Source organism: Streptomyces sp. AV19 (genome assembly GCF_015999245.1).
In the GTDB taxonomy this organism is placed as follows: Bacteria; Actinomycetota; Actinomycetes; order Streptomycetales; family Streptomycetaceae; genus Streptomyces.
In genome coordinates, this window is record NZ_JAEAMR010000022.1 from 658,896 (window position 1) to 684,115 (window position 25,220).

At 72.4% G+C, this 25,220-nt stretch carries 20 protein-coding genes; 5 read left to right on the top strand and 15 right to left on the bottom strand.

Going from position 1 to position 25,220, the window contains the following annotated elements:
* Window positions 1-23: 23 nt before the first annotated feature.
* From I5Q34_RS31060 to I5Q34_RS31080, 5 genes are all read right to left on the bottom strand, one after another.
* On the bottom strand, window positions 24-1,073 hold the full coding sequence (locus tag I5Q34_RS31060) for an iron-siderophore ABC transporter substrate-binding protein (protein ID WP_199895780.1): 1,050 nt from the start codon (window positions 1,071-1,073) through the stop codon (window positions 24-26).
* 85 nt (window positions 1,074-1,158) lie between these two features.
* On the bottom strand, window positions 1,159-2,043 hold the full coding sequence (locus I5Q34_RS31065; protein ID WP_199895781.1) for an ABC transporter ATP-binding protein: 885 nt from the start codon (window positions 2,041-2,043) through the stop codon (window positions 1,159-1,161).
* A gap of 35 nt (window positions 2,044-2,078) precedes the next feature.
* A complete protein-coding gene (locus I5Q34_RS31070) occupies window positions 2,079-3,140 on the bottom strand; it encodes an iron chelate uptake ABC transporter family permease subunit (RefSeq protein WP_199895782.1) in 1,062 nt (353 codons plus the stop codon).
* Complete coding sequence (locus I5Q34_RS31075) at window positions 3,137-4,195, bottom strand: iron ABC transporter permease (RefSeq protein ID WP_199895783.1); 1,059 nt, start codon at window positions 4,193-4,195, stop codon at window positions 3,137-3,139. Before I5Q34_RS31075 ends, I5Q34_RS31070 begins: the two co-directional genes overlap by 4 nt.
* 109 nt (window positions 4,196-4,304) lie before the next feature.
* Entirely contained in the window at window positions 4,305-5,660 is a 1,356-nt protein-coding gene (locus I5Q34_RS31080; protein WP_199895784.1) for a lysine N(6)-hydroxylase/L-ornithine N(5)-oxygenase family protein, read from the bottom strand.
* Window positions 5,661-5,905: 245 nt separating this feature from the next.
* On the opposite strand from I5Q34_RS31080, the gene I5Q34_RS31085 reads away from it, so the two are divergent.
* Window positions 5,906-6,862, top strand: a complete 957-nt coding sequence (locus I5Q34_RS31085) for a methionyl-tRNA formyltransferase (RefSeq protein WP_199895785.1) — start codon at window positions 5,906-5,908, stop codon at window positions 6,860-6,862.
* Window positions 6,863-6,880: 18 nt separating this feature from the next.
* Here I5Q34_RS31085 and I5Q34_RS31090 read toward each other — a convergent pair whose 3' ends face one another.
* On the bottom strand, window positions 6,881-9,040 hold the full coding sequence (locus I5Q34_RS31090; protein ID WP_199895786.1) for a RecQ family ATP-dependent DNA helicase: 2,160 nt from the start codon (window positions 9,038-9,040) through the stop codon (window positions 6,881-6,883).
* A gap of 460 nt (window positions 9,041-9,500) precedes the next feature.
* Between I5Q34_RS31090 and I5Q34_RS31095 the strand changes: the two genes are divergently transcribed.
* Window positions 9,501-10,079 (top strand): hypothetical protein, encoded by a 579-nt coding sequence (locus I5Q34_RS31095; protein ID WP_199895787.1) that lies wholly within the window; start codon window positions 9,501-9,503, stop codon window positions 10,077-10,079.
* A gap of 265 nt (window positions 10,080-10,344) precedes the next feature.
* Here I5Q34_RS31095 and I5Q34_RS31100 read toward each other — a convergent pair whose 3' ends face one another.
* From I5Q34_RS31100 to I5Q34_RS31115, 4 genes are all read right to left on the bottom strand, one after another.
* Entirely contained in the window at window positions 10,345-10,947 is a 603-nt protein-coding gene (locus I5Q34_RS31100; RefSeq protein WP_199895788.1) for a hypothetical protein, read from the bottom strand.
* 79 nt (window positions 10,948-11,026) lie between these two features.
* Complete coding sequence (locus tag I5Q34_RS31105; protein WP_199895789.1) at window positions 11,027-11,746, bottom strand: ribonuclease HII; 720 nt, start codon at window positions 11,744-11,746, stop codon at window positions 11,027-11,029.
* 88 nt (window positions 11,747-11,834) lie between these two features.
* A complete protein-coding gene (locus I5Q34_RS31110) occupies window positions 11,835-12,731 on the bottom strand; it encodes an ADP-ribosylglycohydrolase family protein (RefSeq protein ID WP_199895790.1) in 897 nt (298 codons plus the stop codon).
* 11 nt (window positions 12,732-12,742) lie between these two features.
* A complete protein-coding gene (locus I5Q34_RS31115; RefSeq protein ID WP_199895791.1) occupies window positions 12,743-13,402 on the bottom strand; it encodes a phosphoglycerate mutase family protein in 660 nt (219 codons plus the stop codon).
* Between the two features lie 265 nt (window positions 13,403-13,667).
* On the opposite strand from I5Q34_RS31115, the gene I5Q34_RS31120 reads away from it, so the two are divergent.
* Window positions 13,668-14,342, top strand: a complete 675-nt coding sequence (locus I5Q34_RS31120; RefSeq protein ID WP_374193075.1) for a TetR/AcrR family transcriptional regulator C-terminal ligand-binding domain-containing protein — start codon at window positions 13,668-13,670, stop codon at window positions 14,340-14,342.
* An 83-nt stretch (window positions 14,343-14,425) separates the two neighbouring features.
* Here the strand turns inward: I5Q34_RS31120 and I5Q34_RS31125 are convergent, their stop codons facing one another.
* The gene (locus I5Q34_RS31125; protein WP_199895793.1) at window positions 14,426-15,031 is read right to left on the bottom strand and encodes a YdbC family protein; all 606 of its coding nucleotides are present in this window, start codon (window positions 15,029-15,031) and stop codon (window positions 14,426-14,428) included.
* Window positions 15,032-15,512: 481 nt separating this feature from the next.
* On the opposite strand from I5Q34_RS31125, the gene I5Q34_RS31130 reads away from it, so the two are divergent.
* Window positions 15,513-15,935 (top strand): VOC family protein, encoded by a 423-nt coding sequence (locus tag I5Q34_RS31130; RefSeq protein ID WP_199895794.1) that lies wholly within the window; start codon window positions 15,513-15,515, stop codon window positions 15,933-15,935.
* A 103-nt stretch (window positions 15,936-16,038) separates the two neighbouring features.
* Here I5Q34_RS31130 and I5Q34_RS31135 read toward each other — a convergent pair whose 3' ends face one another.
* Window positions 16,039-18,912: a vitamin B12-dependent ribonucleotide reductase gene (locus I5Q34_RS31135; protein ID WP_199895795.1), complete on the bottom strand. Its 2,874-nt coding sequence runs from the start codon at window positions 18,910-18,912 to the stop codon at window positions 16,039-16,041.
* 115 nt (window positions 18,913-19,027) lie between these two features.
* Window positions 19,028-19,582, bottom strand: a complete 555-nt coding sequence (gene nrdR / locus I5Q34_RS31140) for a transcriptional regulator NrdR (protein WP_199895796.1) — start codon at window positions 19,580-19,582, stop codon at window positions 19,028-19,030.
* Between the two features lie 655 nt (window positions 19,583-20,237).
* Here nrdR and lexA point away from each other — a divergent pair.
* Window positions 20,238-21,023: a transcriptional repressor LexA gene (gene lexA / locus I5Q34_RS31145; protein ID WP_199895797.1), complete on the top strand. Its 786-nt coding sequence runs from the start codon at window positions 20,238-20,240 to the stop codon at window positions 21,021-21,023.
* A 302-nt stretch (window positions 21,024-21,325) separates the two neighbouring features.
* On the opposite strand, the gene I5Q34_RS31150 is transcribed toward lexA, so the two are convergent.
* Both I5Q34_RS31150 and I5Q34_RS31155 read right to left on the bottom strand, forming a co-directional pair.
* Window positions 21,326-23,308, bottom strand: coding sequence for an ATP-dependent DNA helicase (locus tag I5Q34_RS31150; protein WP_199895798.1), 1,983 nt, complete (start codon window positions 23,306-23,308; stop codon window positions 21,326-21,328).
* Window positions 23,309-23,391: 83 nt separating this feature from the next.
* Entirely contained in the window at window positions 23,392-25,206 is a 1,815-nt protein-coding gene (locus tag I5Q34_RS31155) for an IucA/IucC family siderophore biosynthesis protein (RefSeq protein WP_234429707.1), read from the bottom strand.
* Window positions 25,207-25,220 lie beyond the last annotated feature (14 nt).

Genomic DNA, 25,220 nt, shown 5'->3' on the forward strand with positions numbered 1-25,220 from the left:
CGCCAACTTTGGCCCGGTCGTGCCTACTTGGCCGCCTTGACGAGCTCGTCGATCGCGTACGGCAGGGACAGCAGGGTGCTCTGGGACATGGCCGCGCCGACCGCCGGGCCCTCGCTGTCCAGCAGGTACGACACCTTGCCGTTCTTGACCGCGTTCAGGTTGGTGAAGAGCTTGAACTTCTTCAGCGCTTCCTGGTCCGCCTTGTCGTTGACGACGAAGACGCGGTCGACGTCGACCAGGTCGATGCGCTCGGGGGACAGCACGGTGAAGAACTTGCCGCCCGCGATCTCGTCGATCTTCGTCTGGCCCTTGAAGCCGATGCCCGTCACCAGCCGTCCGCGCACGTCGGTGGTGGTGAACGGCGCGACCGAGTTCTTGTACCAGGACAGGGTGACGGCGGTCTGCTTCGCGAACTGCGGGTGCGCCTTGCGGGCCGCGGCGAGCTTGTCCTGGATGCCCCGCACCAGCTTGGTGCCCTCGCTCTCCTTGCCGAGCGCCTTGGCGATGTGCACCGCGTTGTCCTGCCAGGGAGCGCTGAACGGCTCCTTCTCGCCCTTGGTGCGGGCCACGGTCGGGGCGATCCTGGTGAGCTTGTCGTAGCCGGCCTTGTCGATCTCGGAGTAGACCGCGATGATCAGGTCCGGCCGCAGGGAGGCGATCTTCTCGTAGTTGGGGCCCGCGTCGCCGTTCTTCATGACGACCTCGGGGCGGGCGTCGCCCCACTTGTCCTTCACCCAGGGCCACTGGGTGTTGACGTCGGGGGACGTGCCCGCCGGGTTCGGGTACTGGTCGACCATGCCGACCGGCTTGACGCCGAGCGCCAGGATGGCCTGGTCGTCGGTGTAGCCCACGGAGACGACCCGCTTGGGGGCCTTGGGGACCTTCGTGGACCCGAACGCGTGCTCCACCGTGACCGGGAACGCGCCGGCGGAGGCCGCCGGGGCGTCGTCGCTCGTCTTGTCCGCCGATTCGGAACCGCATCCCGCGAGGAGGCCGGCGCCGAGGGCCGCGGCGGACAATGCCGCCGCCAACCGCCGCCACGGCTTCTGAAGCATCGTTCGATGGAGGAGCATCCGGATCCCCTTGCTGTCGCGCTGTCCGCTGCACCCCGGTTCAGGGCAGCCAAACCATACCCTCAGAAAGTAAGGTAAGCCTAGCCTAACTTGCATAAGTGGTGGGCGGGGATGGGACCTTCGCCGGAACCCGGTCCAGGTCGACATGGGCCCGCCCGATCGGCACGATGAGCGGCCGGTCGCCCACCGGGTCGTCGATGACCGCGGCGCGCAGGCCGAACGCCTCGTGCAGCAGCTCGGCGGTGATCACGTCGCTCGGGTGCCCCTGCGCCAGGACCGACCCCGCCCGCATCACGATGAGGTTGTCGCTGTACCGCGTGGCGAGGTTGAGGTCGTGCAGCACCATCACCACGGTGCGGCCCGACTCGTGCAGGTCGTCCACCAGGTCGAGCACGTCGATCGCGTGCGCCAGGTCCAGGTAGGTGGTCGGCTCGTCCAGGAGCAGCAGGTCGGTGCCCTGGGCCAGGGTCATCGAGATCCAGACGCGCTGGCGCTGCCCGCCGGACAGCGAGTCGACCGGGCGGTCGGCCAGTTCGGACACCCCGGTCATGGCCAGCGCGCGCTCCACGACGCCGGCGTCGTCCGACGACCACTGTCGCAGCCAGCTCTGGTGCGGATGACGCCCCCTGGCGACCAGGTCGGCCACGGTCAGCCCCTCCGGCGCGACCGGCGCCTGCGGCAGCAGGCCGAGCTTCTTCGCCACGTCCCGGGTCCTGAGCCGGGCGATGTCCTCGCCGTCCAGCACGACCGTCCCGCTGGCGGGCTTGAGCAGCCGTGTCAGGGTGCGCAACAGGGTTGATTTACCGCAGCCGTTGGGGCCGATGATCGTGGTGATCACCCCCGGCGGTATCGCCACGTCGAGTCCGTCGATGACGGTCCGGCCGCCGTATCCGACCGTGACGCCCCTGGCCGCCAGCCGTGCGGCGTACTTGCCCCCGGATTCGGCCCCGGTGATGTGCTGAGCGGCCATGGTGCCCCCCTTATATGGATCCAACGTGTTGTCAACTACCTGAGGTTTGCCCGTACCAGCAGGTAGACGAGGAAGGGGCCGCCGATCACCGCGGTGACGACGCCGACCGGGAGGCCGACCGGCAGCGCCGTGCGCGCGGCCAGGTCCGCGCCGATCAGCAGCAGCGCCCCCACCAGGCCCGAGGCCACCACCGGAGGCGTCGGATGCCGCGTCAGACGCATCGCCACCTGCGGCGCCACCAGCGCGACGAACGGGACCGGGCCCGCCGCGCTCACCGCCACGGCGGCCAGCAGCACCGCGCACAGGAGCAGGACCGCCCGCACCCTCGCGTACCGGACGCCCAGGCCCGCGGCGACGTCGTCGCCGAGGTGCATCGGCTTGAACTGGAACGCGGCACCCGCCACGACCACCATGAGGGCGAGCGTGCACCAGAGCGCCACCCCGACCTCGTCCCACGACCGGTTGTCCAGCGAGCCGACCAGCCACGCCTGGGCCCGGGCCACGTCCCTGATGTCGGCCGTGACCAGCAGCCAGGTCGTGATCGCCTCCATCACGGCGCTCACCGAGATGCCGATGAGGATGAGCCGGAAGCCGTCGACCCCGCGCCGCCACGCCAGGAAGTACACCAGCAGCCCCGTGCCGAGACCGCCCAACAGCGCCGCCGCTGACAGGCCCACGGCGCTGACGACCGCCGCGGCGGTCCCGCCCGACACCGTCACCAGGAACACCGCGACCGCGCTGGCGCCCCCGGTGATCCCCAGGATGTCCGGGCTGGCCAGCGGGTTGCGCGCGACGGACTGCGTGATCGCCCCGGACACCCCCAGCGCGATCCCCACGACGAGCCCGGCCAGGGCTCGCGGCATCCGCAGATCCATGATCACGAACTCGTCGGCCGGCTCGCCCCGGCCGAGGATCGTGGCGATCACCCGGGACAGGCCGACGGGGAACTCCCCGACGCCGACGGACAGGCAGAACACCAGGAAGGTCGCCGCCGCCAGCAGCAGCGTGACCGACACCATCCAGGGCCGCCATACGAACGACACGCGGCCGAGCCGCACGCCCGGCGCCAACGATCGCCTCACGTCTGTCCCGTTCATGCGCTCCTGAACTTCCCTCGCCACACCAGAACCGCGAAGAACGGGGCGCCGAGGAGGGCGACGACGACCCCCGCGTCCAGCTCGCCCGGCCGCGCCACCAGGCGCCCCACGATGTCGCAGACCAGGAGGACGACGGCGCCGAGCAGCCCCGCGTACGGCACCAGCCAGCGATAGTCCGGCCCGGTCAGATGGCGGGCCAGGTGGGCCACCATGAGCCCGAGGAACGCGATCGGGCCGCACGCCGCCGTCGCCGCGCCCGCCAGCAGGGTGACGGCGGCGATGCCGACGGTCCGGCTCAGCGCGACGTTCACCCCGAGCCCCCGCGCCACGTCGTCGCCCAGGTTGAGCAGGTTGAGGGCGGGCAGCGTGGTCAGCGCCAGCACCAGCCCGGCCGCGATGAACGCGGTCATCGGCCAGATGACGTCGAACTTCACGCCGTCCACGGAACCCGAGTCCCAGACCCGCAGCGCGTTCAGCGACTTCTGGTCCGACAGCGCGACCGCCTTGGTCATCGCCGCGAGGAACACCGTGACCCCTTGCCCGGCCAGCGCGAGCGTCAGCGGATTGCCGGCTCCCCGGCCGATGCTCGCGAGCCCGAAGACGACGACGCCGGCGACCGCCGCTCCCAGGAAGGCGAACCAGACGTACTGGAACGGGTCGGCGAACCCGAACACGGTGATCGCCGTCACCACGGCGAACGAGGCGCCGGCGTTCACCCCCAACAGGCCCGTGTCGGCGATCGGGTTGCGCGTGTACCCCTGGATCAGCGCCCCGCCGGCCCCCAGGGCGATGCCCGCCACGATCGCGAGCACCGTCCGGGGCACCCGTACGGTCTGCACGATGAGTCTGATCTCGTTGAGCCCCTGGTCGGACTCCGGCCCCGCGAACAGCCCGTGCCACACCTCGGCGGGGCTCAACGCGCGCGCGCCGACGGCCAGCGACGCCACCCCCGCGATCACGAGGACCGCCACAAGCGTGCCCAAACCCACCACCCGCCGCCGGCGGGCTTCCGTGCCGCCCCGGGGCGCGGGGCGCTCAACTGTGGTCGTGCGCATGTCGACTTACGCTGTTCCTTCGATCTGCCGGTGGCGCATGGCCGGTTGAGCGCCTCATGCCGGGAAGGCCTCATGCCAGGAAACAGGAACGGGCGGGCTCACGCCATCCCTAACGGGCGGTGGTGCCGGTTCCGCCGGTGACCGGCCGGGCCTCGTCGGAGGCGGCCTTGACGCCCCGGTCGAGCAGCGAGTCCAGGATCTCGCCCACCCGGATCGCGGTGTTGGACAGCAGCGACGACGTGATGCCGTGCGTGTGCTCCGTGCCGCCCTGCAGGTAGATGCCGCAGCGCAGGCCGGGGTCCGTCGCGACGCGGTAGTCGCGTTCGACGCGGACGCGGCCCTCGTCGTCGCGCAGGCAGTGGTCCGCGACCTCGCCGAGGAGGCCGAGGGGGTCGGCGGGGCTGTAGCCGGTGGCGAACACCACGACGTCGGCGTCCAGGAGGGTCTCCTCGCCCGTGACGAGGTACTTCACGGTGGCGCGGACCTTGTCCGGCGTCTCCTCGACGCCGGCGAGCCGGGACACGTTGAGGAAGCGCAGCCGCTCGGTGCCGAGGACCTTCTCCCGGTACATCTGCCGGTACAGGTCGTCGATCAAGTCGATGTCCACCACGGAGTAGTTGGTGTTGCCGTGGTAGTCCATCAGCCGGTTCTTGACGTTCTCGGGCGCCGCGAAGTACTCGTCGACGGCTTCGGGGTCGAAGATCCGGTTGGCGAAGCCGCTGTCGTCGGCTGGGCTGTAGCCGTAGCGGGAGAAGACCGCGCAGATCTCGGCCCGCGGGAAGCGGTGGTGCAGGTAGGCGACGTTCTCGGCGGCGCTCTGCCCGGCGCCCACGACGACGAACCGGGAGGGCGGGGCGCCCTCCAATCCGTCGACCTTCTTCAGCAGTTCGGAGTTGTGCCAGACGCGGTCGCCGCGCTCCACGCCCTCCGGCATCACCGGGCGCAGCCCGGTGCCGATGACGAGGTTGCGGGCGCGGTGGACCTCGAGCCCCTCCCCCGACCGGACCGTCACGTCCAGGTACTCCACGGCTCCGTCGCGGACGACGGGCGTGACGCCGACGACCTCGTGGCCGTAGGAGACCATGCCGTCGACCTTGGCCGCGGCCCACTCGAAGTAGTCGTGGAACTCGACCCGCAGCGGGAAGAGGTTCTTGTGGTTGATGAAGTCGATCAGCCGCCCCTTGCTCTTCAGGTAGCACAGGAAGCTGAACTCGCTCGCCGGGTTCCGGAGCGTCACCAGGTCCTTGAGGAAGGACACCTGCATGGTCGCGTCGTCGATCAGCATGCCGCGGTGCCAGCCGAAGCGCGGCTGCTGCTCGAAGAAGCGAGCGGTGACCGTCTCCCGCCTGCCGACGCGTGCGTTGTGCTCGCCGATCGCGATCGCCATGGCCACGTTGGACGGTCCGAAGCCGATGCCGATGAGGTCATGGACCGGTGGTGCGTCGTCAGGAAGTACCCGTGACATGTCACTCCCATCGTGCGGGGAAGCCGCCTGTCAGGCGCGGGGAAACTGCGGAAGATGGGCACGCCGACGGAGCGACCCACTGAAACTTAGGTAAGCCTAAGCTAATACTACGGAACTGTCGATGGGTCGGATCGGGTACGGACGCCGGAGCCGGTCAACTGGGGCTCCGCGTACACCCATTGCAAAGTAAGGTAAGCCTTGCTTTACTTCCTCTCGGTCCATCCCTGCCGTTGAGGAGGAACCCCATGCGGGTCGTCATGTTCGGTTACCAGACCTGGGGGCACCGCACCCTGCGAGCCCTCCTGGACTCCGAGCACGACGTGGCGCTGGTCGTGACGCACCCCAGGAGCGAACACGCCTACGAGAAGATCTGGAGCGACTCCGTAGCCGACCTCGCCGAAGCACACGACGTCCCGGTGCTGATCCGCAACCGCCCTGACGACGACGAGCTGTTCGAGCGCCTCAAGGAGGCCGATCCGGACATCATCGTGGCGAACAACTGGCGGACGTGGATCCCCCCGCGGATCTTCGGCCTCCCGCGCCACGGCACGCTGAACATCCACGACTCGCTGCTGCCGAAGTACGCCGGCTTCTCCCCGCTGATCTGGGCCCTGATCAACGGGGAATCCGAAGTGGGCGTGACCGCGCACATGATGAACGACGAACTCGACGCCGGCGACATCGTCCGGCAGGAAGCGGTGCCGGTCGGACCGACGGACACCGCCACCGACCTCTTCCACAAGACCGTCGACCTGATCGCCCCGGTCACCATCGGCGCACTCGGCCTCATCGCCTCCGGGCAAACGGAGTTCATCCACCAGGACCGTTCCCGGGCGAGCTTCTTCCACAAGCGGTCCGTCGAGGACATCCGCATCGACTGGACCTGGCCGGCCGAGGACCTCGAACGCCTGGTCCGCGCCCAGTCCGAGCCGTACCCCAGCGCCTTCACCTTCCACAAGGGCAGGCGGCTGGAGGTCCTCGCCGCGGTGGTGTCCCGGGGGCGCTACGGCGGCACGCCCGGCCGCGTCTTCTACCGCGAGGGCGACGGCGTGGTGATCGTCGCCGGAGCCGACGCCCGCACCGGCCGCAACCACGGCCTGGCCATCACGCGCGTACGGACCGAGGACGGCCGGGAGTTGCCCGCGGCGGAGTACTTCACCTCCATGGGCGGCTATCTGACCGGCCGCCCCACGGACTTCTGACCGGACCCCGCCCCGAGCTCAGCCCGCCGAGGCGAGGACCAGCGGCAGGACCCGCTCGCTACCCGACCTGCGGAGCAGCCGGGCGGCGACCGCGAGGGTCCAGCCGGATTCGGTGAAGTCGTCCACGAGCAGGACGGGGCCGGGAGTGCTTGCGAGGGCGGCGGCCAGTTCCCCGGGGACGGCGAAGGCACCGGTGAGCGCCCGGAGGCGTTGGGCGGAGTTGCTGCGCCGCGCCGCGTGCGCGCCGTCCGGGCCGGTGTACGTCAAGGTGCCCAGGAAGGGGAGGCGGCCGACGGACGCGATGCCCTCGGCGAGCGAACCGACCAGCCGCGGACGGGTCAGGGACGGCACGGCGACGACGCCCACCGGCCGGGGAGCGGCGTCCGGAACGTTCGGCGCCCAGCCGCCCGGGGAGCGCGCCCAGTCGGCGAGGACCGCCACCGCGGCCCGCAGGACGTCGTCGGGGACCGGCCCGTCGGGCGCGTTCCCGTCCAGCAGCGGGCGCAGCCGGTTGCCCCAGCCGATGTCCGAGAGCCGCCCGAGGGCGCGCCCGGTGGAGCACTGCTCCTTGGCCGGGATGCGGCCCTTGAGGTCGATGCCCAGTGCGGGCATGCCCGTCGGCCACATGCGGCGCGGCTCGATCTCCACGCCCGGGCGGTCCAGTTCCTTGGCCGCCCCCGTCAGCGTCTCCGCCGAGACCGAGGAATCGGCCCAGGCTCCCGCGCAGTTGTCGCAGCGGCCGCACGGCGCGGCCCCTTCGTCGTCCAGCTGCCGGCGCAGGAACTCCATCCGGCATCCGGACGTGCTCACGTAGTCGCGCATGGCCTGCTGCTCGGCCGCCCGCTGCCGCGCCACCCACGCGTACCGCTCGGCGTCGTAGACCCACGGCTCCCCCGTGGAGATCCAGCCGCCCTTCACCCGCTTGACCGCGCCGTCGACGTCGATCACCTTGAGCATGGTCTCCAGCCGGGTGCGCCGCAGGTCGACCACGGCCTCCAGGGCCGGCACGGACAACGGCCTCCCCGCGTCGGCGAGGGCCGAGAGGACCTGCCGGACCTGTGCCTCGGGCGGGAAGGCGGTGTCGGCGAAGTAGCGCCAGATGGCCTCGTCCTCCTTGCCCGGCAGCAGCAGCACGTCGGCGTGCTTCACACCGCGGCCCGCGCGTCCGACCTGCTGGTAGTACGCGATCGGCGAGGACGGCGAGCCGAGGTGGACGACAAAGCCCAGGTCCGGCTTGTCGAAGCCCATGCCCAGCGCGGACGTCGCGACGAGCGCCTTGACCCGGTTCGCGAGCAGGTCCTCCTCGGCCTGCAGGCGGTCCGCGTTCTCCGTGCGGCCCGTGTAGGAGGCCACCCGGAAGCCGCGCTGCCGCAGGAAGGCGGTGGCCTCCTCGGCGGCGGCCACCGTGAGGGCGTAGACGATCCCGGACCCCGGCAGCTCGTCCAGGTGCTCGGCGAGCCAGCCCAGGCGGTGCGCGGCGTCCGGCAGCCGGACCACGCCCAGCCGGAGGCTCTCCCGCTCCAGCGGGCCGCGGAGCACCAGGGCCTCACCGGCGCCCGTGCCCAGTTGCTCGGCCACGTCGGCCGTCACGCGCGCGTTGGCGGTCGCGGTGGTGGCCAGCACCGGCACCCCGGCGGGCAGCTCGGCGAGCATCGCCCGCAGCCGGCGGTAGTCGGGGCGGAAGTCGTGTCCCCAGTCGGAGATGCAGTGCGCCTCGTCGACCACCAGCAGACCGGTCGTGGCCGCGAGCCCGGGCAGCACCTGCTCGCGGAAGTCCACGGAGTTGAGCCGTTCCGGGCTCACCAGGAGAACGTCGATCGCGCCCTGCCCGATCTCCCCGTGGATGGTGTCCCACTCCTCCGGGTTGGCCGAGTTGATGGTGCGCGCCCGGATGCCGGCCCGCGCCGCCGAGTCGACCTGGTTGCGCATCAGCGCCAGCAGCGGCGAGACGATCACCGTGGGACCGGAGCCGCGGCGGCGCAGCAGAGCGGTGGCGACGAAGTACACCGCCGACTTGCCCCAGCCGGTGCGCTGCACCACCAGGGCGCGCCGGCGTTCCCGCACGAGAGCCGCCACCGCCTGCCACTGGTCCTCGCGCAGCCGCGCCGCGCCCTCGGGGGCGCCGACGAGCTCGGCGAGGATGGCATCGGCTTCGGCGCGCAGCTCCAGATCGTCCATGCCCCCATGCAACCCGATGGCACGGGCAACAGGCCAATTCACTCACGGAGCGCTCGGCCGCGATCTTCCTTGATCGACGTGTTTGTGCAGGTCAGGGCCAACGCCTCTGCTGGGGACGGGAAGGTTGGGACGGGAGGGCCCTCCCCGTTCCGCGGCCCGGGGCGGCAGTCCTGTGCGCGGAGCCCACCGGCCGGGCCCGGCCCGTCGGCCGTCCCGCCGGGCTGTCCGGTTCCCGAATCATCTTGGCCGGCCCGGGAGAGGGGGCGGCGGAAGGCCGGATGCGGACCACCGGATACCGGTCAGTGGCGTCAATTGATCGTTGCCGTACGGCGGGCGGGGCCGCGAGAATTGAACCGGCTTCCCGATCCCGCCCCTTCACGGCCCGCCGGGCTGCCGTCTCCTGCTCCTCGTTGCCGATTCCCCGTGCGGACGCGCCGGGGGCGCAGACGAAGGGAGAACCATGGCCTTCGGTCCCGCTCCGCCCCGGTCCGCCGGACCGGCTCCGCGTCCCGGCCGGCTGCTCGAGCCCGCCGAGTGGGCCGCCGCGGGAATTCCCTTGCTGCGCAACCCCCGTGAGGTCGTCACCGGGCTGCACGCCCGGCACCTGCCGACGCCCCTCACGGCCGTGGTGGCCGTCCTCGGTCCCGACGAACGGCTGGCGGCCAGCGCCTCGTTCACCCGCGGGGCCACCGCGCCCGACGGCTGGGAGCTGCGCAACGAACTCCTCGCCCAGTTGCGCCGGGTGATCCCGCACGACCTGCGCAGACGCTCGCCGGTACGGACGGCCGTACTGCTCTACTGCCGGGAGGGGGACGGTCGTTGGACCGAGGAGGACGGCGCCTGGATGTGGGGGCTGCGCGACGCCTGCATCCTGCACGGGCTGCGCTGCGGCGCGTACATCACGCTGACGGGAGCGGGCTGGCGGATCCTCGGCGAGGGCCGCAGCGGACGGCGCCCGCGGACGGCCGCGCGCCCCGCCGTGCCCCTGGACACCGGTTGCCCGGAGCACGTCGTGCACCGCCGCGCCGCGGCGCGGTGACGCGCCGGCCGGACGGCGTGCGGTCCTGGGGCGTGTCCGATGGAATCGGTGCGGCTCCTGCGGCGTCCGGTGCCGGGGGCACCTCCCGGCGACAGCTGGGGGAGCATCACCCGCGTACCGGGCGTACTCGGGTGATGCGACCACGCGGCGCGGTACCGCGCCGGGCGTCGCAGGGCCCGCGCCGACCCGTCGGACACGCCCCAGGGCACGCGAGAGCGCCCCGCGGACCGTGTGCCCGTGGGGGCGCCGCCGCGCGGTCCGGCCGTCAGACGCCCACGGACAGCAGGGCGTTGACCCGCTGGGGGTCGCCGCAGACGACCAGCAGGGCACCGGCCCGCGTCAGCGCCGCGGGCAGCGCCCGGGTCACCTCGGCGTCCGCGCCGCCGTTGACGGCGACGACCACGACCGGCCGGGCGGCCGCCCGGTCCGCCATGGCGTCGGCGTAGAAGACGTCGTCCGCGGCGTCGTGCTGCGCCCAGTAGGACGCCTCGCCGAAGGACAGCTCGTGCGCGGCCCAGGGGTGCGGGCCGCCGGTGGTGAGCACCAGGATCTCGCCGGGGCCGCGGCCGCTGTCGAGCAGCAGGTCGACGGCCTCGTCCGCGGCGTCCAGGGCGCCCTCCGCCGAGGCGGGGATCAGCTGGATCTGCGGACCGGGGGCGGAGGCGGGTGCGGCGTCCTCCGGCCCGGGCGCGGTGCGCCGGTCCGGGGGCGCCGGCACCGGGCGCGCACCGGGGTTGCCGGGGCGGGGAGCCGCCGGACGGGGGCCAGGAACGGGTCGGGGGGTCGGCGCGGTGCGGCCGGCGGCCGGCACAGTGCGGGGACCCGGGACACTCTCGTGAATCTGAGGCTCCTCGGGGATGAGAGGCATGGATTGATGTCTATCAAACGCCGGTGCGAGTCGCGTCGGCGGGTGGTGCTTTGGCGGCCGGAAGGCGATCAGAAGGCTGTCAGAAGTCGAAGCCGAGCTGGCCACCGGCCTCCAAAGCGTTCTCACGGGCCGCCGCCGGTCCTCCGGGGACGAGGCGCGGCCGCTTGAGATGCTGCCATTGCGGCAGCGCGTCGAGGTAGGCCCACGACAACCGGTGGTACGGCGTGGGCCCCAGCCGCTCCAGGGCGGCCTTGTGCACCGGCGAGGGGTACCCGGCGTTGTCCGGGAACCCGAAGTCGGCGTGTCCGTCGCCCAGTTCGGCCATCAGCATGTCGCGCCGGACCTTGGCGATCACCGACGCGGCGGCCACGGCCACGCAGGACTGGTCGCCCTTGATGACCGTGCGGACCCTCCAGGGATCACCGAGGTAGTCGTGCTTGCCGTCGAGGATGACCGCGTCCGGCCGCACCGGCAGGGCCTCCAGCGCGCGGGTGGCCGCCAGCCGGAGCGCCGCCGTCATCCCCTGGGCGTCGATCTCCTCGGGGGAGGCTTCGCCCAGGGCGTAGGCGGTGACCCAGGACTCCAGCTCCCGGGCGAGCACGAGGCGTCGCCTGGGGGTGATCAGCTTGGAGTCGGTGAGCCCCTCCGGCGGCCGGCGCAGGCCCGTGACGGCCGCGCACACCGTGACCGGCCCGGCCCAGGCGCCCCGGCCGACCTCGTCGACGCCGGCGACGACCTTGGCTCCCGTCGTCGCTCGCAGGGAGCGCTCGACGCTGTGGGTGGGCGGTTGGTAGGGCATGGCGCCAGCAAGGGTACGCCCCGGGAGCCGCGCGCGGCTCCCCGGCCCCCTCCTGGAGCGACCCGGTCAGCCTTCTGGGACGACCCGGTCAGCGCGGGGCGTCCGGGAGCCAGCCGGGCAGCCCCTCCGTGTCGCGCAGCCACGCGGCGGGCGGCGCGCCCCGGCCGGCCGCCGCGACCACTCCGCCGACGATGGCGCAGGTGGTGTCCACATCGCCGCCCACCAGCGCCGTCGTCCAGAACCCGGCCTCGAAGGAGCCGAGATGGCGGGCGGCGGACCACAGGGCGAACGGCACCGTGTCGTGGGCACTGGTCCGGCGGCCGCAGCCGAGAACGGCGGCGACGGTGCTCGCGTCGCCGTAGTCGAGCATGTCGCGGGCGCGGCGCAGCCCGGCCTGCACCGCGCTGCGCGGCACGAGCGCGATCACACCGTCCAGCAGCGTCTCGCCGGTGACCGGCGCCCCGTCCGCCTCGGCCGCGATCGCCGCGGCGGCGGCGACGGCCATGGCGCCGGCCACGGCCTCGCGGTGCTGGTGCGTGGTGTACGCCGAGATCTCGGCCTGGTGGGTGGCCTGCTCGGGGTCGTCCGCGTACCAGGCGCCCAGCGGGGCGATGCGCATGGCCGCGCCGTTGCCCCAGGACCCCTGCCCCTGGAACACCGAGGCCGCCAGCTCCCGCCAGTCGCCGCCCTCCCTGATCAGCCGCAGCATGCGGCCCACGGTGGGACCGTAGCCCCGGTCGAAGTCGTGGTGCTCCGCGAACGACCGTGCCAGGGCGTCCTGGTCGACGCGCCCGTGGTCCGCGAGGACGGCCAGCACGGAGCAGGCCATCTCGGTGTCGTCGGTCCACTGCCAGGGCGCTCGGGGCACCTCGCGGCGCTGGAGGGAGGGGTAGTTGGCGGGGACGAAGAACTGGGAGCCGAGGGCGTCGCCCACGGCCAGCCCGCGCAGGCTCGCGAGGGCTCGGTGGAATCGGTCAGCGGTCATCGCAGCGAACTCTAATCGGTGAAGCCATACGACTCTGGGGTACACCAACGCTCGAACGGCCGGTCCAGGTAGTACCGTCCGTCGTCCCCCGGCAGCAGGGCGCGGGTCTCCCCGTTGCCCGGGTTGGACAGGCTCTCGAACTCCGCCACGGACCAGTGCAGCCAGCGCATGCAGAACAGCCTCATGGTCAGCCCGTGGGTGACCAGCAGGACGTTCGGCGGGTGCCGCGGGTCATCGAAGCTGCGCCACAGGCTCTCCAGGAAGGACCCGACGCGGTCGTAGACGTCGGCCCCGGACTCCCCCTGCGCGAAGCGGTAGAAGAAGTGGCCGTAGGCGTCCCGGCGGGCCTTCTGCCGGCGCACGTCCTCGCGGTCCTGCCAGTTCCCCCAGTCCTGTTCGCGCAGCCGCGGCTCCTCGCGGACCCTGACCCGGCGCGGGTCGAGGCCCAGGGCCCGGAAGGTCTGGTGGGTGCGGCGGTAGGGCGAGACGTACGCGGAGACCCGTTCGTCGCCGAAGAGCTCGCGCAGCCGGACCCCGGCCTCCTCGGCCTGGCGCCGGCCCAGGGGCGTCAGGCTCAGCGCGTGGTCGGGCTCGCGCTCGTAGACGGAATCGTCGACATTGCCCTCCGACTCTCCGTGCCGGAGGAGGACGATGCGCCGGGGCCGTGCCATGGCGCCACCCTAGGGCGTACCGGCCGATCACGCCCGGCCTCACCCCCTGCACCACGACCGCACCGCGCACACCGTGCGGCGCGACCACACCGTGCGCCACGACCGCCTCCCGCGCCACCGTCCCCCGCAGCAGCGCCAGCACCATCAGAACCAGCCGAGCGAACATGCGCCCTCCCCCGTCCGCACTCGACGACCCGGCAATCAAACGCAACCACCGTCGCGTTACGATCAGGATGGCACACTCCACCGCCTAACACAACGGGAGTTGCAGTTGACTTCGGATGCCGAGTCCCCGAGAACGCCGGGCACCGTCCGGCCCGGCGGCCGCACCGCGCGTACCCGCGCCGCCGTCCGCGACGCCGTCCTCTCCGGACTGGTCGAGTACGGCTACCCGGGCCTCACCGTCGAATACGTCGCCGAGCACTCCGGCGTCCACAAGACCACCCTCTACCGGCGCTGGGGCGGCGTCGAGGGACTGGTGGCCGACGCCCTGGACCTGGCCGGCGAGGACACCTGGACCCCGCCGGACACCGGCTCCCTCCACGGCGACCTGACGGCCCTCGCCCGCGAAGTGCTCGACACCTTCGCCGACCCCGCCGCCGCGGCAGCACCGGCCGCCTTCGTCGCCGCCGCCTTCCAGTCCGAGCGCGCCGCCACCGCGCTCAGCGCCTTCTACGACGAACGCTTCGGCCGCTGCGCCCCGCTCGTCGAGCGCGCCGTCGCGCGGGGCGAGGCCCCGACCGGCACCGACGCGGGCGCCGTGGCGCGGGCCGTCAGCGCCCCGCTGTTCTTCCGGCTGTTCATCACCCGGGAGCCCCTCGACGAGGCCGCCGCCGACCAGGCCGTGGCGGCCGCACTCGCGGCCACCCGGGCGGGCGCCTTCACGGCGACACCGCCGGAGCAGGACGGCACGACGACGCCGGACGGCACGACGCCCTGAAACCCGAAGACGACACCCTGAAACCCGAAAGCGAACGGCACGACGACACCACGAAAAGACACGAAAAGAACGGAACCCGCCCCTCACACCGTCCACGCGGGATCTATCCCGACCACGTCGCCGGTGATCGCCTCGACGTCCGCCTCGGTCTGGGCCCGCAGTGCCAGGCGCTCCACCCGCTCCACCCGGTATTTGCCGTGCTCGGCCCCGGAATCCCACATCGACAGCACCAGGAATTCCGGGCCGGGCGCCTCGCCGAACAAACCGCGCAGCATTCCCGGAGAACCCGCCATCGCCGGGTTCCAGACCTTCTCCTGCATCAGCCGGAAGTGTTCCTCCCGATCCGCGCGGACCCGGCAGTGGGCCACCCGCACCACGTCCGCGTCGGTGAATTGCGGACTGAATCCCACCTTGACGTCGAAACGGTGCTCGAAGAGCCGCACTTGGGCATTCCTGTACGTGCCGGCCTGCGCGGCCGCCAGCCTGTCGTGCGAGCGCGCCATGAAGGAGTCGTAAAAGGCCCGGCTCTCCCAGAAGTTGAAGAGGTGCGCCACATCATGGCGGCCCCGGCTCCATCCTCCCCCCTGCCCCCGGAATCCCGGCTCGCCCAGCAATCCCGCCCATTTCCGCTGCCCCCGTTCGAAACCGCGGCGGTCCACCACGGTGCAGCGGATCCACTTGACCAGCACCGGGCCATCGTACGGTGCGCACAGTGGCGCGCATCACGTACGCGAGGAGTCCACCCGGCCGGGCGTCGCCGCGCCGCCGCAGGCCGGCCCGCTCCCGAACCACTCCGCCGACAACTCGCGCAACTCCCCTTCCCCGGCTTACCGTTCGGCGGCCGAACCCCCGGGGCGCACAACCGGCAGCACCGAGCCCGTGAGCGTCCTTCGCACACCCGACTCCGTCTTCTGTACCACCGCCCACGAGACGAACGGGGAAACTCGCGTGCGCCGAGATGCGGCGGTCCGCCCCCGCACCCGGCGGCCGGGACGACGGCACCGGGCGTCCGGCCGCGGCCCCTCACCCGGCCCTGTACACATAAGGCGCGTACCCGGGCCGGCGCTCCCGCCATTCCACACGGACTCGATCATTCCGCGCACGCCCGCCCGAATCCGCGTCACCCATGTCATATGGCTTGTATCCGGGGTCACTTGCTAGCCTCGGCCCATGAACGTCCTTTACCCGCGCCTGCTCGTGGAAGACTTCGAAACCTCCACCCGGTTCTGGGAAGCGGCACTCCGCGATCTGCTCGGCATAGCGCCCGTCAAAATCCTTCCGGAGGACGGCTACGCCAAGTGGGCCGTCGGCGACGAGGCCCTTCTGGTCGTCTTCACGCGCTCCGCCATCACCGAGGTCATCGGCACCGCCGGCCTGCCCTCCCCCGCCGCGGCCCAGGACGCGGCGATGCTGGCCCTGCCGGTGCAGGACGTCGAGGCCGCCTGCGCCGTGCTCGTCCGCCACGGCGCCACCGTGCTGGCCCCGGCGCGGGACCGCCCGGAGTGGGGCGCCGGCCTGCGCACCGGTCATCTGCGGGCGCCCGACGGGACGTTGATCGAGCTCCAGTCGTACGCGGAGTCCCGGCCGTCCTGAACCACAAGCGGACCACGAACCCCCGGGGAAACGAGGAACGCCCCCGAAAACACCGCAGGGCGGTGGCGCCGGAAACCGGCACCACCGCCCTGACCGGCTGCGATCAGCTGCAGCCGCTGGTCGAGCCGCAACCCTCGCACAGGTAGCAGCTGCCCGCGCGGCGCATCTTCGTGCCGCAGGAGAAGCACAGCGGCGCGTCGGCGTTGAGCCCCAGCTGCATCTCCATCAGTTCGGTGGAGTTGTGGGGCTGCTTCGGGGCCGGGACGGCGGCCGCGGGACGCTCCTGGACCTCGGCCTTCGGGGCCTCGACCTGGCGCGGAGCGGACTGGGCCAGGCCCTCGACGTCCATGTCCTCGTCGGCCGGCTCGTACGAACCGGTGTCCAGGTGGCGCTGACGCTCCTCGGCGGAGTGGATGCCGAGCGCCGAACGGGTCTCGAACGGCAGGAAGTCCAGCGCCAGGCGGCGGAAGATGTAGTCGACGATCGACTGCGCCATCCGCACGTCCGGGTCGTCGGTCATGCCGGCCGGCTCGAAGCGCATGTTGGTGAACTTCGAGACGTAGGTCTCCAGCGGCACGCCGTACTGCAGGCCCACCGAGACGGCGATGGAGAAGGCGTCCATCATGCCCGCGAGGGTCGAGCCCTGCTTGGACATCTTCAGGAAGACCTCGCCCAGACCGTCGTCCGGGTAGGAGTTGGCGGTCATGTAGCCCTCGGCGCCGCCGACCGTGAAGGAGGTGGTGATGCCGGGACGACCCTTCGGGAGGCGCTTGCGGACCGGGCGGTACTCGACCACCTTCTCCGCCGCGACGGGAACGACCTCGGCCTTCTTCTCCTCCTCCTTCTTCTTGGCGGAGAGCGGCTGGCCGACCTTGCAGTTGTCGCGGTAGATCGCGAGGGCCTTCAGGCCCATCTTCCAGCCCTCGAAGTAGACCTCCTCGACCTCCTCGACGGTGGCCGTCTCGGGCAGGTTCACGGTCTTGGAGATCGCGCCGGAGAGGAAGGGCTGCGCGGCGGCCATCATGCGCACATGGCCCATGGCCGAGATCGCCCGCTCGCCCATGGCGCAGTCGAAGACCTCGTAGTGCTCGGGCTTCAGGCCCGGGGCGTCGATCACGTTGCCGTGCTCGGCGATGTGGGCGACGATCGCCTCGACCTGCTCGGCCTGGTAGCCGAGGCGCTTGAGGGCCTTGGGGACCGTGTTGTTCACGATCTGCATCGAGCCGCCGCCGACGAGCTTCTTGAACTTGACCAGGGCCAGGTCCGGCTCGACGCCCGTGGTGTCGCAGTCCATCATCAGGCCGATGGTGCCGGTCGGGGCCAGCACCGACGCCTGGGCGTTGCGGAAGCCGTTCTTCCCGCCGAGGCGGATGACGTCCTGCCACGCCTCGGTGGCCGCGGCCCAGACCGGGTTGTCCAGGTCGTCCATGCGCTTGGCGGCCGCGTTGGCGTCCGCGTGCTGCTTCATGACGCGCTGGTGGGCCTCGGCGTTGCGGGCGTAACCGTCGTACGGACCGACGATCGCGGCCAGCTCGGCCGAGCGGCGGTAGGAAGTGCCGGTCATCAGCGAGGTGATGGCGCCGGCCAGGGCCCGGCCGCCCTCGCTGTCGTAGGCGTGGCCGGTGGCCATCAGCAGGGCGCCGAGGTTGGCGTAGCCGATGCCCAGCTGGCGGAAGGCGCGGGTGGTCTCGCCGATCTTCTCGGTCGGGAAGTCGGCGAAGCAGATGGAGATGTCCATCGCCGTGATGACCAGCTCGACGACCTTGGCGAAGCGCTCGGCGTCGAACGACTGGTGGCCCTGGTCGTCGGCGCGGAGGAACTTCATCAGGTTCAGGGAGGCGAGGTTGCACGAGGAGTTGTCCAGGTGCATGTACTCGCTGCACGGGTTGGACGCGGTGATCCGGCCCGACTCCGGCGAGGTGTGCCAGTGGTTGATGGTGTCGTCGTACTGGATGCCGGGGTCGGCGCAGGCCCAGGCGGCCTCGGCCATCTTGCGGAAGAGCGCCTTGGCGTCGACCTCCTCGATGACCTCACCGGACAGGCGGGAGCGCAGCCCGAACTTCGACGCGGTCTCGACGGCCTTCATGAACTCGTCGTTGACGCGGACGGAGTTGTTGGCGTTCTGGTACTGGACGGAGGTGATGTCGTCGCCGCCCAGGTCCATGTCGAACCCGGCGTCGCGCAGGGCTCGGACCTTCTCCTCCTCCTTCACCTTGGTGTCGATGAAGGCCTCGACGTCCGGGTGGTCCACGTCGAGGACGACCATCTTGGCCGCGCGGCGGGTGGCGCCGCCCGACTTGATCGTTCCGGCGGACGCGTCGGCGCCGCGCATGAAGGAGACCGGGCCGGAGGCGTTGCCGCCGGAGGAGAGCAGCTCCTTGGAGGAACGGATGCGGGAGAGGTTCAGGCCGGCGCCGGAGCCGCCCTTGAAGATCATCCCCTCTTCCTTGTACCAGTCGAGGATCGACTCCATGGAGTCGTCGACGGAGAGGATGAAGCAGGCGGAGACCTGCTGCGGCTGGGCGGTGCCGACGTTGAACCAGACCGGCGAGTTGAAGCTGAAGACCTGGTGCAGCAGGGCGTAGGTCAGCTCGTGGTCGAAGATCTCGGCGTCCGCCGGGGAGGCGAAGTACCCGTGCTCCTCACCGGCCTTGCGGTAGGTGCTCACCACGCGGTCGATCAGCTGCTTGAGACCGGACTCGCGCTCGGGGGAGCCGACGGCGCCCCGGAAGTACTTGCTGGTGACGATGTTGACCGCGTTCACCGACCAGAAGTCGGGGAACTCGACGCCGCGCTGCTCGAAGTTGATGGAGCCGTCACGCCAGTTGGTCATGACGACGTCACGACGCTCCCAGACCACCTCGTCGTACGGGTGCACGCCGGGGGTGGTGTGGACGCGTTCGATGCGCAGACCCTTGCCGCCCTTGTTCCCCTTGGAGCGGGAACCTCGTGCCGGGCCGCTCGTCGTCTCTGTCATGCCGCCTCCCTCTACCGGGCAAAACGCCCTTGTGCGCACATTTCTTCCATGGCGCGATGTGTGTCTTTCACCCGGGTGCGCACGGGGCGCACCGGGTAGGTCTGATGTGTCGCCGCTAGTCGACGGCCGCGGCGGGCGCGGGGACTTCGAGGTCCCCGCCGCGTCCGCCGGCGTGCTGCGCGGGCCCGTCCCGGCCCTCCCGGCCCGTCCCGCCGGTGGCGCCGGGGATGCTGTCGCGCAGTTCCGCGACGGCGGCCTCGAAGTCCTCGAGCGAGTCGAACGCCTGGTACACGGACGCGAAGCGCAGGTAGGCCACGAGGTCGAGGTCCTTGAGCGGGCCGAGTATGGCCAGCCCGACGTCGTGCGTGGTGAGCTCGGCGCTGCCGGTGGCGCGCACGGCCTCCTCGACCCGCTGGCCGAGCAGGGCCAGGGCGTCCTCCGTCACGGGCCGTCCCTGACACGCCTTCCGCACACCGGAGATGACCTTGGTGCGGCTGAAGGGTTCGGTGACCCCGCTGCGCTTGATCACCATCAGTGACGCGGTCTCGACCGTCGTGAACCGCCGGGAGCAGTCGGGGCACTGGCGGCGCCGCCGGATCGAGCAGCCGTCGTCCGTGGTCCGGCTGTCGACGACCCTGCTGTCGGGGTGCCTGCAGAAGGGGCAGTGCATGGCTCTCCACCCTCCTTCTTCACCCTCGGATGACCCGCGAGGAGCCCGACCCGGGAACCTCGGGAAAACTGTGCACGATCCGCGGCTTCGGCCGGCCTGGCGACAGGCTCCTCGAAGCAGTCCCCAAGCATAGGCGATGGCCACGGGTGGGGATGACCGGGATCGGTCACCGACCACAACTTGTGGGCGGCGCAGGCCATCAAACCACTAGATCTGGTGTCCGGCGACCAAGCGGGCCCGACGCGTGTCGCGCGGCGGCCGCCGCGCGGAACCGCTGGAGAGCCTACGCGAGGGGCGCGGTGGCGGCCCCACGGGGCCGTGGATGACACACTGGTGGCCCGCACGCGCGGCGGAGGGCGGGCCGCGGCACCGTCCGCCGTCGATCACCGCCTCCACATATCCGGCCCGGCGATCCCGGGACCGGATCCCGGGCGGGCCCTCGGAATTGCGGGAAAAACGTCGGGCGCGGCGACCGAATTCACGGGAACGGTGCCGGACGGAGACAGGAACGAGCGAAATTGATCTTCGCTCGTACACCCTCCGAGCTGATCACGTCAGCGAATCGGCGATATTTCACTCGAACGTGTGTTTGGCGCAACCTTTCGAAAGCAACTACCGTTGTCCAGCTAGGGAGAACATTTCGAGAGGGGCCGACGTGACCACCACCGCAAACAGCGCCACCATCACCGCCCAGGACCGCTCCCAGAACCGACTCGACCAGACACACCCGATGAACGATTCAGCCATGAACGCCGAGGGGCAGAAGCCGGCCCGCTCGCTCCCCGGCCGCCCACCGGGGATCCGCGCGGACAGCTCCGGCCTCACCGACCGGCAGCGACGCGTGATCGAGGTCATCCGGGACTCCGTCCAGCGGCGCGGCTACCCACCGTCCATGCGCGAGATCGGGCAGGCCGTCGGGCTCTCCAGCACCTCCTCCGTGGCGCACCAGCTGATGGCGCTGGAGCGCAAGGGCTTCCTCCGCCGCGACCCGCACCGCCCCCGCGCCTACGAGGTGCGCGGCTCCGACCAGCCCAGCTCCCAGCCCACGGACACCACCGGCAAACCGGCCGCCTCCTACGTGCCCCTGGTCGGCCGGATCGCGGCCGGCGGCCCGATCCTCGCCGAGGAGTCCGTCGAGGACGTCTTCCCCCTCCCCCGCCAGCTGGTGGGCGACGGCGAGCTGTTCGTCCTCAAGGTGGTCGGCGACTCCATGATCGAGGCGGCCATCTGCGACGGGGACTGGGTGACCGTCCGCCGCCAGCCCGTCGCGGAGAACGGCGACATCGTGGCCGCCATGCTCGACGGGGAGGCCACGGTCAAGCGCTTCCGGCGCGAGGACGGCCACGTCTGGCTCCTCCCGCACAACGCCGCCTACCAGCCGATTCCCGGCGACGAGGCCACGATCCTCGGCAAGGTCGTGGCGGTGCTGCGGCGGGTGTGACGCGCCGCGTCGCCGCCGGCGGCGGGCCCCGGGACCTCTGCGCCGGTTCCGGGGCCTCGTGCCGCCCGAACAGCTTCTTCGCCGGGCGCGTCGGCACCGGGTGCCGCGCCCGGCCCCACGACGTCCCGGAAGCCCCGCGAAACCCGGGCGGCCCGCGAAACCCGGGACAACCGGCCGAATCCCGTAACGCTATTCCCGTCGGCCCCGTCACCGGCACGGCCGGTTCCGGCCACCGCGCATTGCCCGCCGAGTTATGCGTCCGGCGCATTGCGAAAGGAAATGGCCGCCGCCCGGCCCGGGGCTCAGCTCTTCGTCTCCTTAGCGGCAGCGTCAATGGCGGCCAGCGAACGACGCACCTGATTCCGGTCCGTCGTGTACCAGAAATCCGGCAGGGAAGCGCGCAGGAACGATCCGTAACGGGCCTTCTCCAGCCGCGGATCGAGCACCGCGACCACGCCGCGGTCGCCGGAGGCCCGGACGAGCCGGCCGGCGCCCTGGGCCATCAGCAGGGCCGCGTGGGTCGCGGCGACCGCCATGAAGCCGTTGCCCCCGGCCTGCTCCACCGCCCGCTGCCGGGCGCTCATCAGAGGGTCGTCGGGGCGAGGGAAGGGCACCCGGTCCATGACCACGAGCTGGCAGCTGGGCCCCGGCACATCGACGCCCTGCCACAGGGAGAGCGTGCCGAACAGACACGTACGGTCATCACCGGCGAAGGTCTTGATCAGCTCGCCGAGCGTCTCCTCGCCTTGGAGGAGGATCGGCAGGTCGAGCCGGCCGCGCAGCTCCTCGGCCGCAGCCTGCGCCGCCCGCATCGAGGAGAAGAGGCCGAGGGTGCGGCCCCCGGCCGCCTCGATCAGCTCGGCGAGCTCGTCGAGCATGTCGGCCCGGCCGCCCTCCCTGCCGGGCTGGGCCAGGTGCTTGGCGACGTAGAGGATGCCCTGCTTGCGGTAGTCGAAGGGGGACCCGACGTCCACGCCCTTCCACTCCGGCAGGTCCTCCCCCGCGACGCCCTCGGGGGCCAGGCCCAGCGAGGCGCCGACCCCGTTGAAGTCCCCGCCGAGCTTGAGCGTGGCCGAAGTGAGCACCACGGAGCGCTCGTTGAAGAGCTTCTCGCGCAGCAGCCCCGAGACGGACAGCGGCGCGACCCTGAGCGACGCCCCGAAGCGGTCGTGCCGCTCGTACCAGACGACGTCGTACTCCGAGCCCTCCAGGATGCGCTCGGCCACGCCGTGCACGTTCTCGACCATGGCCAGGGCCTGCTTGCGGACGGCGTCCTCGTCCTGGACGGACTTGTCCCGGGTGTTCCCGATGGCCGTGATCACCGTGCGCGCGGCGTCCCGCAGGGCCGCCAGGGCGTACCCCAGGTCCTCGGGGATCTCCTCCAGGCGGCCCGGCAGGGCCAGCTCCATCAGCCGCTCGAAGCTCTCCGAGGCGGTCTGGAGCGCGTCGGCCGCCTTCTCGTCGACCAGCTTGGCCGTGCGCCGCACGGCCCGGTTGACCTGGCCCGGGGTGAGCTCGCCGGTGGCGACGCCGGTCACCCGGGAGACCAGCTCATGGGCCTCGTCGACGATCAGCACCTCGTGGCCCGGCAGGACCGGGGCGCCCTCGATGGCGTCGATGGCCAGCAGCGCGTGGTTGGTGACCACCACGTCGGCCAGCTTGGCGCGCTCGCGGGCCGCCTCCGCGAAGCACTCGGCACCGTAGGCGCACTTGGAGGCCGACAGGCACTCCCGCGAGGTGACCGAGACCTGGGACCAGGCCCGGTCGGAGACGCCGGGGGTCAGGTCGTCGCGGTCGCCGGTCTCCGTCTCGTCCGCCCAGTCGCGCAGCCGCAGCAGGTCCTTGCCGAGGCGGCTGGTGGGGGCCGCGGCCTCCACCGGGTCGAAGAGCCCCTCCTCCTCGTCCTGCGGGACGCCCTCGTGGAGCCGGTGCAGGCACAGGTAGTTGGACCGGCCCTTGAGCATGGCGAACTCGGGGCGGCGGCGCAGCAGCGGGTGCAGCGCGTCCACCGTGCGGGGCAGGTCGCGCTCGACGAGCTGGCGCTGGAGCGCCAGCGTCGCGGTGGCGACCACCACGCGCTCGCCGTGGGCGAGGGCGGGCACCAGGTAGCCGAGGGACTTGCCGGTGCCGGTGCCGGCCTGCACGAGCAGGTGGGAGGTGCCGTCGATGGCCTCGGCCACGGCTTCGGCCATGGCGACCTGACCGGGTCGCTCGGTGCCGCCGACCGCGGTGACGGCGGCGTGCAGCAGATCGGTCAGTGGGGGCGGGGAGGAGGTGGCAGTCATAGCGCTTCCACCCTACGGGGCGGCACCGACATCGCGGGCCCCCTCCGCGACACCGGCCCCGCCCCGGCCTGCCGCCCGGCTGCTCATCCGCCCGGCACGGCAAGGGGGTTGGCGGCCATGACGTGCCCCGGCCCGTCCGCCAGCAGCGCCGGGGAGCGGAGCGCGGGGGCCTCCAGCAGGAATCCGGGCAGCGTGGAGGAGGCGGTGTCGCTCCGGGCGAGGAACCGGCGGAACGCGGCCAGCGCGACCCGCTCGTCCAGCAGCCGCTGGGCGCCCAGCGCCCCGACCAGCCCGAGGACGTTGTCGCGGCCCAGGTGGTGGGCGAGCCGCTCGTCGGCGCTCGCGTCGGGCACGAACGCCTCGCTCTCTCCGCCGATCCCCGGGAGCCGCGCCTCCAGCTCCGCCCGCCGCGCCTCCCGGAAGCGGTGGCCGCCCCGGTACCGGCCGCCGGCCGGCCAGCCGTCCGGGTCCAGGAGGACGAGGGTGTTCTGCTGGTGGGCGTCGAGGACGACGCCGGCCGCGCCGTCCAGCCACAGCACGGGGCGGACGACCGCGGACAGGTACCGCAGGAACCACTCCGCGGCGACCACGGGCTCCGGCCTGCCGGTGCGCAGGGCGAGCCGGGCGACGACGTCGGCGAGCCGCGAGGCCACGGCGGGGTGGCCGGCCGGCGTCCCGCGGCCCGGCCAGGGGCGGAGCGCGGTGAGGCCCGCCAGGCAGACGGCGTCGTCGCCGGGGCCGAACGGGTTGTGCCGGACGACGGCGTCCAGGCCGGGCACCGGTGTGCCGTCCGGGGCGTCGGCCGCGAGCCAGGCCGGGTCGCGGACCACGTCGAAGCCGGGGCAGGCCGCGCGCCACCGCTCGGCCAGACCGCTGCGCAGCAGCCGGTGCAGCTCGACGCCGCGGCGGGCGCCGGCGCGCACCGGCTCCCGGCCGGATCCGGCGACGTCCAGGTCCAGGGAGAGGCGGAGCATCGCGGGCGCGCCGGGGCGGTGCACGGTGCGGACCGAGGAGGTGGGGTGCCAGACCTCGCCCCGGGGCCCCAGGTCGTGGAGCAGCCCGTCGTCCAGCAGGCGTGCGACGGCCGGGTGGTGCCGGACGGTGCGGGCCTGCCAGGGGTGCAGCGGCAGCGGCACGGTCCCGTCGGGCAGCCGCACGCCGGGCGGGAGGAGCCGCGCGGTGAGCGCCGCCGCCTCGACGGGACGGCCGCGTTCGGTCCAGGCCGAGTCCGTGACGAGGACGGAGCGGTGGACGGCGAGCCAGTGGAGCGGGAAGCCGCCCCGGGTCTCGGGCGAGCAGTGCGGCGCCTCGGCGGCGGAGAGTCCCTCGCGGCTCTTGGGCGCGGGGTGCAGGGGGTGCCCGAGGAGCGAGGACTGTTCGCCGTGGAGGAAGAGGGCGGCGCCGTCGGGGTCTTCGGGGCGGGCGCGGCGGTGTCCGAGGAAGGAGGCGGTGCGGCGCACCGAGTCGGCGACGCGGACGACGAGGGCGGCGCTCGCGGCGCCCGCCGGGCGGCCCGCCCGGGACACGGCGTGCGCGGCCTGGTGGCCGAGCAGGGCGGCGAGCGTGACGGCGTCGAGGACGGGGGCGTCACCGGGGGCGCCCGTCAGGGTGGGGGCGCCGAAGCGGTGGGCGCCGGTCGCGGACCAGTAGCGGACGGGGACGTGGAGCACGGTGCCGCACGCGGGGAGCGGCAGTTGCAGGCAGTTGCCCCGGGGCCGGGGAACGTCCTGCTCGTGGACCCAGCAGCGCAGCAGGTTGTCACGGGCGGCGCTGTCGGCGGCGGCCCGGGGGTCGGGGTGGTCGAGGGGGTCCCCGCCGGGGCGGTCGGCGGGGACGCGTCCGCGGGGGACGACGGCCCGGGCGGCGGCCGTCGCGGCGGTGGTCAGGGGTGCCTTCAACAGGGATGCCTTCA